Origin of the sequence: Streptomyces murinus (genome assembly GCF_002154555.1) — a bacterium.
GTDB classification, from domain to species: Bacteria; Actinomycetota; Actinomycetes; order Streptomycetales; family Streptomycetaceae; genus Streptomyces; species Streptomyces murinus.
This window is the reverse complement of sequence record NZ_MUNF01000687.1, coordinates 1-6,931: the sequence shown is the minus strand read 5'-3', so window position 1 is coordinate 6,931 and position 6,931 is coordinate 1. Positions and strand designations below refer to the sequence as shown.

The 6,931-nt window shown below is 66.1% G+C and carries 6 protein-coding genes and 2 pseudogenes; 2 read left to right on the top strand and 6 right to left on the bottom strand.

The genetic code is table 11. The annotated features are described in order from the left end of the window. A pseudogene (locus CCN72_RS33145) lies at positions 1-663 on the top strand (transcriptional regulator); the annotation flags it as partial. A gap of 9 nt (positions 664-672) precedes the next feature. Then, positions 673-1,242 (top strand): transcriptional regulator, encoded by a 570-nt coding sequence (locus CCN72_RS33140; RefSeq protein ID WP_086811945.1) that lies wholly within the window; start codon positions 673-675, stop codon positions 1,240-1,242. Between the two features lie 180 nt (positions 1,243-1,422). Here CCN72_RS33140 and CCN72_RS33135 read toward each other — a convergent pair. The 6 genes and pseudogenes from CCN72_RS33135 to CCN72_RS41750 all read right to left on the bottom strand — a co-directional run bounded on the left by CCN72_RS33135 (position 1,423) and on the right by CCN72_RS41750 (position 6,040). Then, positions 1,423-2,597 (bottom strand): annotated as a pseudogene (locus tag CCN72_RS33135) (methyltransferase domain-containing protein). 226 nt (positions 2,598-2,823) lie between these two features. Then, a complete protein-coding gene (locus CCN72_RS33130) occupies positions 2,824-3,231 on the bottom strand; it encodes a DUF6415 family natural product biosynthesis protein (RefSeq protein WP_143664282.1) in 408 nt (135 codons plus the stop codon). 35 nt (positions 3,232-3,266) lie between these two features. Beyond that, complete coding sequence (locus tag CCN72_RS39320) at positions 3,267-3,425, bottom strand: hypothetical protein (RefSeq protein WP_158101461.1); 159 nt, start codon at positions 3,423-3,425, stop codon at positions 3,267-3,269. 436 nt (positions 3,426-3,861) lie between these two features. Further along, a complete protein-coding gene (locus CCN72_RS33125) occupies positions 3,862-5,049 on the bottom strand; it encodes a helix-turn-helix domain-containing protein (RefSeq protein WP_244174598.1) in 1,188 nt (395 codons plus the stop codon). Positions 5,050-5,148: 99 nt separating this feature from the next. Beyond that, positions 5,149-5,787 carry an HAD family hydrolase gene (locus tag CCN72_RS33120; RefSeq protein WP_086811941.1) on the bottom strand — a complete coding sequence of 213 codons (639 nt, stop codon included), beginning with the start codon at positions 5,785-5,787 and terminating at the stop codon, positions 5,149-5,151. Between the two features lie 88 nt (positions 5,788-5,875). Continuing rightward, the gene (locus tag CCN72_RS41750) at positions 5,876-6,040 is read right to left on the bottom strand and encodes a helix-turn-helix domain-containing protein (RefSeq protein ID WP_358591915.1); all 165 of its coding nucleotides are present in this window, start codon (positions 6,038-6,040) and stop codon (positions 5,876-5,878) included. Positions 6,041-6,931 lie beyond the last annotated feature (891 nt).

The following is a 6,931-nucleotide window of genomic DNA, read 5'->3' as shown; positions in this document are numbered from 1 at the left end:
CTCGACATCAACGGCGCCTACCTCTCCGCCCTGACAACCCACCTCCCGCTCGGCGCCCTCGAATACTCCACCGGCAACGTCCACTCCCGCCGCCGCGCCGGAATCCACCTCATCACCCCACCCGAATGGGACCACCACCCCTACCTCCCCAACCCACTGGGCAACCGCGAGGAACCAGGCCCCGTCTGGGTCACCGAACCCACCCTCCGCCTCCTCCAACGCCTCGCCACCGAGCAGTACGGCCCCCTGTGCGACCCGCCCGTCATCCACGAATCCTTCACCTCCGGAGCCACGGAACAACTCTTCGAAAAATTCCGCCAAGCCCTGCGCGACGCCCGAGAAAAAGCCATCACCGAAGAAGACGAAGTCACCCTGGAATACGTGAAATCCATGTATTCTAAGTTCGTGTCCACCATGGGAGAGTCGAACTTCAACAGAGCACTCTACCGCCCGGACTGGATGCACATCATCCGCTCACAAGCATTCGTCAACCTATGGCTCAAAGCCCATAAAGCACACACCGCCGGACTGACCGTCATGCGCGTCATGGGAACCGACGAACTCCACATCGCCGGCAACTGGCGACAGGTATTCACAGAAGGACGCGGCGTGACACAAGTAAAAATCAAAGACGTATACACACCCGAAACCAGCCGGCAGTAAGAACCCCACATGCCCGACAGAACACACGACTTCGGACACTACGGCGCCCACGGCCAACGCGGAAGCGAAGCCGCAGCCCACGTACTCGACTCCCTCACCGGCGGCATCACCTCACCCGTCACCTCCACCCGCGGCCTGTCAGCCCGCCTGCGCTACCTCACCCGCTCAACCGCCGGACACGAAGCCATACACCAAGCCGGCATCACCGTCACCCCCCGCACCCTCAAAGCCTGGCTCACCGGCAAACAACGCCCCAACAAAGCCAACCTCACCAAAATCGACACCGCCTACCGAGCACTACGCCGCCGCAACGTCGCCCGATACCTCCTCAAACGCCTCAACGCAGGCGGCGGCACACGCGTAGAAATCCACCCCCTCGACCAAACCCACGTACCCATTCCCCACCAACGCGTCCTCGAATACCGCAGACTCAACATCCGCAACTGGGACGCCATCATCGACGCCTGGTCCAAAGGCGAAACCAGAGCCCTCGACGAAGCCTGGATCGACCAAATCGTCAACCTCGGCTCACAATGGGGAAAATACGAATACGTCACCTCAGTCGGATTCGCAGCCTGAGAAGCCCGCTCGAAACCACCCACCAACGCGCTGCGGCCCTCGCCCCTCAACGCCGCCAGCACTGAACGCCGAACTGCCACACCCCTACGGCGAGGGCTCCTCGGCACACCCGCGGGCGAACAACGCGAAAGGCCCCGCTCGTCCGCCTCGGGCACGACAGACGAGCGAGACCTCCCAGCCTCAGACCTCCCAGGAACCCGCCGGGCGATCCAGCCAGGCACGCTGACCCTGCGCGGTGACGGTGAGCCCGAAGCGCCCGTAGCCCGGCTCCCCGGCTCCCCGGCGGCCCGCCACCAGGCGAGTGCCGTCGCAACCTCGTCCCACAGCCGCCGGTGCCCGGACTGCCACACCACAGCCTCCGCGCGGCCCTCCTGGAACATGACACACGCCCAGGACCGGTCCGTCAGCCCGTAGAACCACACCGGCCGAGCGCCACCCCGCCTGTCTGCCACCTGCTGGTAACAGTTGCGCACCATCAACCCCACAGCGAACCGCTGAGCAGCGAACCGATCGCCCCCGAGTAACTGCTCCTCGGTGACGGCCGTGGTGCTGCGAGCGGCGCCGGCCACCCCGTCCGGCACATAGACGTCATGCCCGGCGAACGGGGACCGCTGGCCGCGCACCTTCATGAATTCCACCAGGCCCAGAAAGCGCCCCTCGGCACTGCCGCCATCCTCGGACACACGGAGCCGTACGAGGGCATCGCCATTACCCAAGTGCGTCCCCCACGGCACAAGGATCACCCCGCCGGGAGCATCGCGAAGCCACGCACGTGGGACCTGCCGTACCCCGGCCGTGGCGATGATCCGGTCGTACGGCGCTCCCATCTCCTCGCCGTCCTCGCCGTCCCGTGCCAGAACCCGCCCGAGCAACTGTCGGGCCGCCAGACGGTCACGAGCCGCATCGGCCACACACGGGTCGATCTCGATGCTGACGACATTCTCCACTCCGAGCCGATGGGCCAGGAGCGCCGAGTTCCAACCGGTCCCGGTCCCGATCTCCAGGACGCGGTGCCCCGCCTCGACCTCAAGCGCCGACAACATGCGAAAGACGACCGACGGCATGGACGCCGACGACGTGGGCACGCTGCCGCGGCCCTCGCCCACACCGTCGTCCCACTGGGTGACGATCGGCACGTCCGCGTCGGCGTACGACGACCAGAGGTCCGGCTCATCACGCCGGTCCACGGCGACGGTGGCGCCGGTGTCCATGTCGAACGGCCAGACCACGTCCGGCAGGAACGCCGACCGGGGCACGGCGGCGAACGCCGGAAGCCAGTCGGCTGACAGGTGCTTGCGTTCGAGGAGGGAGCGGCCCAGCTCGGATCGCGCCCCCTCCACTCCGGTGAGCGTCATCTCAGCTGAAGATCCAGACCTTCGGGCCGCCGTCGGGAGACGGGGGGACAATCGGCCCCGGCCACGGCGTACCGGGGACCTTGTCCTTGTCGTCGGCCACCTGCCAAGCGGTTACCTTCATCGTGTCCCCTTCAAGTTCATACTCCTTACCGCCGATCCGGATGGAAAGGCGGCGTCCGTCCCGACAGGACGGAAGATCACGAGCTCTGCCGAGGCAAACGCCGACCTACAGCAGCCGGGCAACGTCCTCCTCCGGCAGTTGTGGCTGCGTCAGTGCGAGGCCCTCGTGAGCACCAGAACGAGGGCAGGAATTGTCACGGGGCGCGTTGCCCTCGAAGTGGTCGAGGAGCGCCCGCAGGACGCGCGCCAGGCGCCTGACGTACTCCACCTCACCGTCGGCGCGGTGCGCCGGCCATGCCTGGAGCTTGCCGCGGGCCTCGCCGACGCACGCGCTCGCGCAGTACCGGGCGGCGCCTTCCTTCGGCAGCCTGCCGAGCATCTTCTCCACCTCGGGGATCAGCAGCTCCAGGTGGCCGCGCAGTTGGCCGATGAGGATGCCGAGGTTCTCGGGCGCCAGGGGCGGCGCGCTGATCTCGCCTTCGGACCCGAGCGCCCGGATAGCGGTCTCGCGCATGGTGGCGATACCCACGGTCTGCCTCACAAGGGCGCTCACCGGGTCACCGGCCGTCCGAGGCGGTGACCCGGGCACTGGCACGCCGGGTAAGAGTCGGCCAGCGGCAGCGGCGGCAGCTTGCCGTCGACGGCCACGGTGACCGTGCCCCGGTCCTGTGTGATCGTGCCGTAGTGGTCCACGGTGTAGACCCGCATCGTCATTCTCCCAGCCCGTGCGCTGGCTCCAGACAGAGCGGTACCGTTCGTCATGTCGACGCTCCCTCGCTGATATGAGCGTTGGCCACACCCGGGACCGTTCGCACGGTCGCCGGGCCTTGCGTGGCCCCTTCGGGGCGCGGCCGACGCGGCGCCGTCCGAGGCCGGCAGCCACACGAGCGGATCTGCCAGACTCGGGTTGCGCCGGAGACGACGACTTCGCCCGCTGCGCGCAAAGGACGGTTCACAGCTCCGCAGTCGAAGCACGCCTCGCTGTGAAGGCGGACGATGCTCACACGACGGTCAACGACCGCTGGGGTGAGCCGTGCTCCCTGCATTTCCGTGCCCATCACTGGTGCCTGCGCGGGGCACTCATGTTGGGGCTAAGGGGACGTCACAAGTACCCCGGTGAGGGGTACTTGAGGATCAGCGGTGCTCAGGTTGCAGCGCACCACTCCGCGAAGGACGTCAGAGTCTCCGAGTCGGCGCGGCGAAGGCGCCGGAGCGTCGAAGCGTCCTCCCGCACCCAGGGATGATCACGGGTGTGCTGAGGTGCGATCCTGCGGGCGACCTTCAGCGACTCGAAGGCGCTATCGGGCATGCCCGCCCAAAGCTGGGCGCGCGCCAACTCGATGTAGAAGCCCGATCGGCGCTCCGCAGCAAGGCTGGTCGGCGGCTTCCACTCGTGCGTGATGCCCAGGGCAGCGCTCACGTGGTCGCCGCCCAGGCTGACCGCGACCGACACTTGGTGAATCCGCACAGAGTCGGGCCCGAAGGCGGTGCCGTAATACACGTTCTCCGTCACCTGCTCGGCGAGGCGCCCGGCGTCGCTCAGATGCGCGACTGCGGCGTCCGCATCCCTGGCGCGGCCAGCGATGACAGCAGCCCTCATGTGGAGCGCGCCGCGCACGGCGCGCTCCACCGCAGTCGTCGGAACGGGTGCCATGTCGATGGCCTGTTGGAGCGCACGCAGGCCCGCGGCGTGGGCGCGCGCCGCGAAGAAGGTCTCGGTGCGTACATACGCCACGGAAGCGGTCAGCAGGGGGTCCTCGGCTGCCGCTGTGACCCACCGCATCAGTTCGATCAGGCGTGCCGAGAGATCGTGCGCGCCGAGCTTGTAGGCGGCCGCATCGGCGCAGCGGTAGGCGCTCACCAGCAGCTGCGCCAGTTCGGCTCGGTCACCGTCGGCTGCCGTGTGGTAAGCCCGCGCCAGCTCGGGCAGCAGGTCTGGAAGGTCGCGAACGATCCGTGTGTACTGCGCGCCGAGCCGCCACTTCACCGCCGTATCGACTGCGTCGCGCAGCTCGGACACCGGCCGGACGGGGCCGTCGTCGGGGCAGTCATACGCCGCGATGGCCGCCGACAGGGCTGGTAGCCCGTCCCGGGCCTGAGAGTGGGCAGTTCCGCGATCGCGGCACAGCCGTACCGGGTCTACCCCCAGTGCGTCGGCGATGGCCTGGAGGGTATCGCCGCTGACCCCTCTCTCGCCGCGCTCGATTTTGCGGATCGTCCCCAGAGCGACGCAAGCGGCATTCGCCAGTTCCTGCTGAGTCAACTTGGGCCGGACGACGCTTCGGTAGTAGGCGATCCGTCGGCCTACCCCTCCGTCGGTGTTCGCGGGCACACTGTCTCCGTTCGGGCATCCACTCCGAACGGTACTCGCGGGATACCGTGTCTGTACCCGAAGTAGCCCCGCCAACTCGGCGGGACCGCCTCCTTGTTGTCACCCCGCGAGGCTCACCAGTTCCATGAGGCCGTCGATGCGCCAGTCCGCTGCTGCCACGGTCTTCGGGTCATCGGCCCAGAGATGTCCCCAGGGACCGCGCCGCAGATGCGCGGTGCGCAGGCCGGCCGCCTTCGCGGGGTGGACATCGTTCGCCGGGTGATCTCCGACGTAGACGGTATGGGTCGGCGGGGCCTCGGCCACCTCGATGACGCGTCGGAAGAACTCCGGCTGCGGCTTGGCCACGCCCCACTCCGCCGATGTGACGATCAGGTCGGCGGGCAGGTCCAGGGCGCGCAGCAGCTGGCCCGCGTGTGCGGTTTGGTTACCGGCGACGATGACTCGGACGCCCGCCTGGCGGAGAGCAGATAGAGCGGGCCGCACGTCGTCGTAGAGGTCGCCCTCATCGAGGTATTCGCCTCGGCCTGCGACCTCACGAGCGCGATACTCCGCGTCGAGGTCGATCGTTGGGCGCAGCAGCCGGAGCGCGTCCGCGTTGTCCTGACCCATGGCCACAACCGCTCCGACGAGGGCAGATAGGGTATGTCTCGGGACGTCGAGCCAGTCCGCCCACGACGCCCAGTACCGATCATCACAGATGATCGTCTCGCCGACGTCGAACACGATGGTCTCAATCACTCGTGAAGCGTACGTGCTTCCGTGGCGCAAGAATTCAAACAAGTGATTCAACTCGAACGTGTGCACGGTCCGTAGGGCCAAGGCTCGACTACGAGGTGCTGGTCTCCATCAGCGCCGTCATGCCCTTCTTGAGGGCTGCGGCAATGCGGAGCAGGTCGCTGTAGCGCGGGCCCGTATCGCCGCGTTCGATGCGCCGGAGGGTGCGCCGAGGGATGCCGGTGGCCTCGGAGAAGGATTCCTGTTCAGATACCAGCGCCAGTTGCCGCTTTTCTGACTCATCATCAGTTTGTTTGCGGATGAGTAGACACCCGCTCCATCCGGTATCTCCTGAGATGCAGGAGTTGGCCGAACTTGATGCAACTCTTGGCGTGACAGTGCGTGGCGACCTCTTTCTGATATCCCATCAAGTGCCATCGGCGTACGAAATTTGCGGTACGTAGCGTTGAAATATGGCCAACAAAGTGGTGTACGAAGACACGGGCGGCAACGTGGGGTCGTAGGCTGTTGCCGTGGACGAACGAAGACAAAGCCTGCTGGTTGTCACCCGAGAGTGAGGGCAGTGCTATTTCTGCCCTCGTCGGATTCATGGAAGCTGAGCAGGTACGGGACGGTCGCGAAGTACTTGCTCGCCCATGCCGCTTGATGGAGGGCCCAGACCAACTGAACCTGCATGTACTGGAGTTCATCGCAGTCCGCCTGTCCGAATGCCTGTCCGACGTACTCCGCGTGGCCGAATCGCGCGGCATCCGCCTGGGAGTTACCGATCCAACCTCGGGCGATGATGTGGGGGAGGAGGAGCCAAAGACTTCTGGGCGAGAGCCGAGCAACTGGGGGAGCTGGGGAGGAAGGCGAGGTTACGGTTGGGGTCTGCCGTTCGGCTGGTTCCGTAAGCCGGGTAAGCAGGGTGCATTCCTTTCACATCGCAATCGTTTTCCCCTTCCTCAAGGGCATTTTGAATCTCTCCACGCGTGAAATGCATTTCCTGGAAAAGAAGTTGCGCACTGCGTGGATTATAAATCTCTAACCCTGAAATGGGTTTCATGACAGAAGCTGACGCAGCGTCAGCTTCGCACTCCGAGAGCGTCGCCCGCTGCTGTAGCTGCTGCTTTTAGGAATTCGCGGAGCGAATTCCTAAAAGCAGCAG

Bases quoted from the DNA above. Each gene is read 5' to 3' on its own strand.
- CCN72_RS33140 (WP_086811945.1), top strand. From the start codon at position 673: ATGCCCGACAGAACACACGACTTCGGACACTACGGCGCCCACGGCCAA.
- CCN72_RS33130 (WP_143664282.1), bottom strand. From the start codon at position 3,231: ATGCGCGAGACCGCTATCCGGGCGCTCGGGTCCGAAGGCGAGATCAGC.
- CCN72_RS39320 (WP_158101461.1), bottom strand. From the start codon at position 3,425: ATGCGGGTCTACACCGTGGACCACTACGGCACGATCACACAGGACCGG.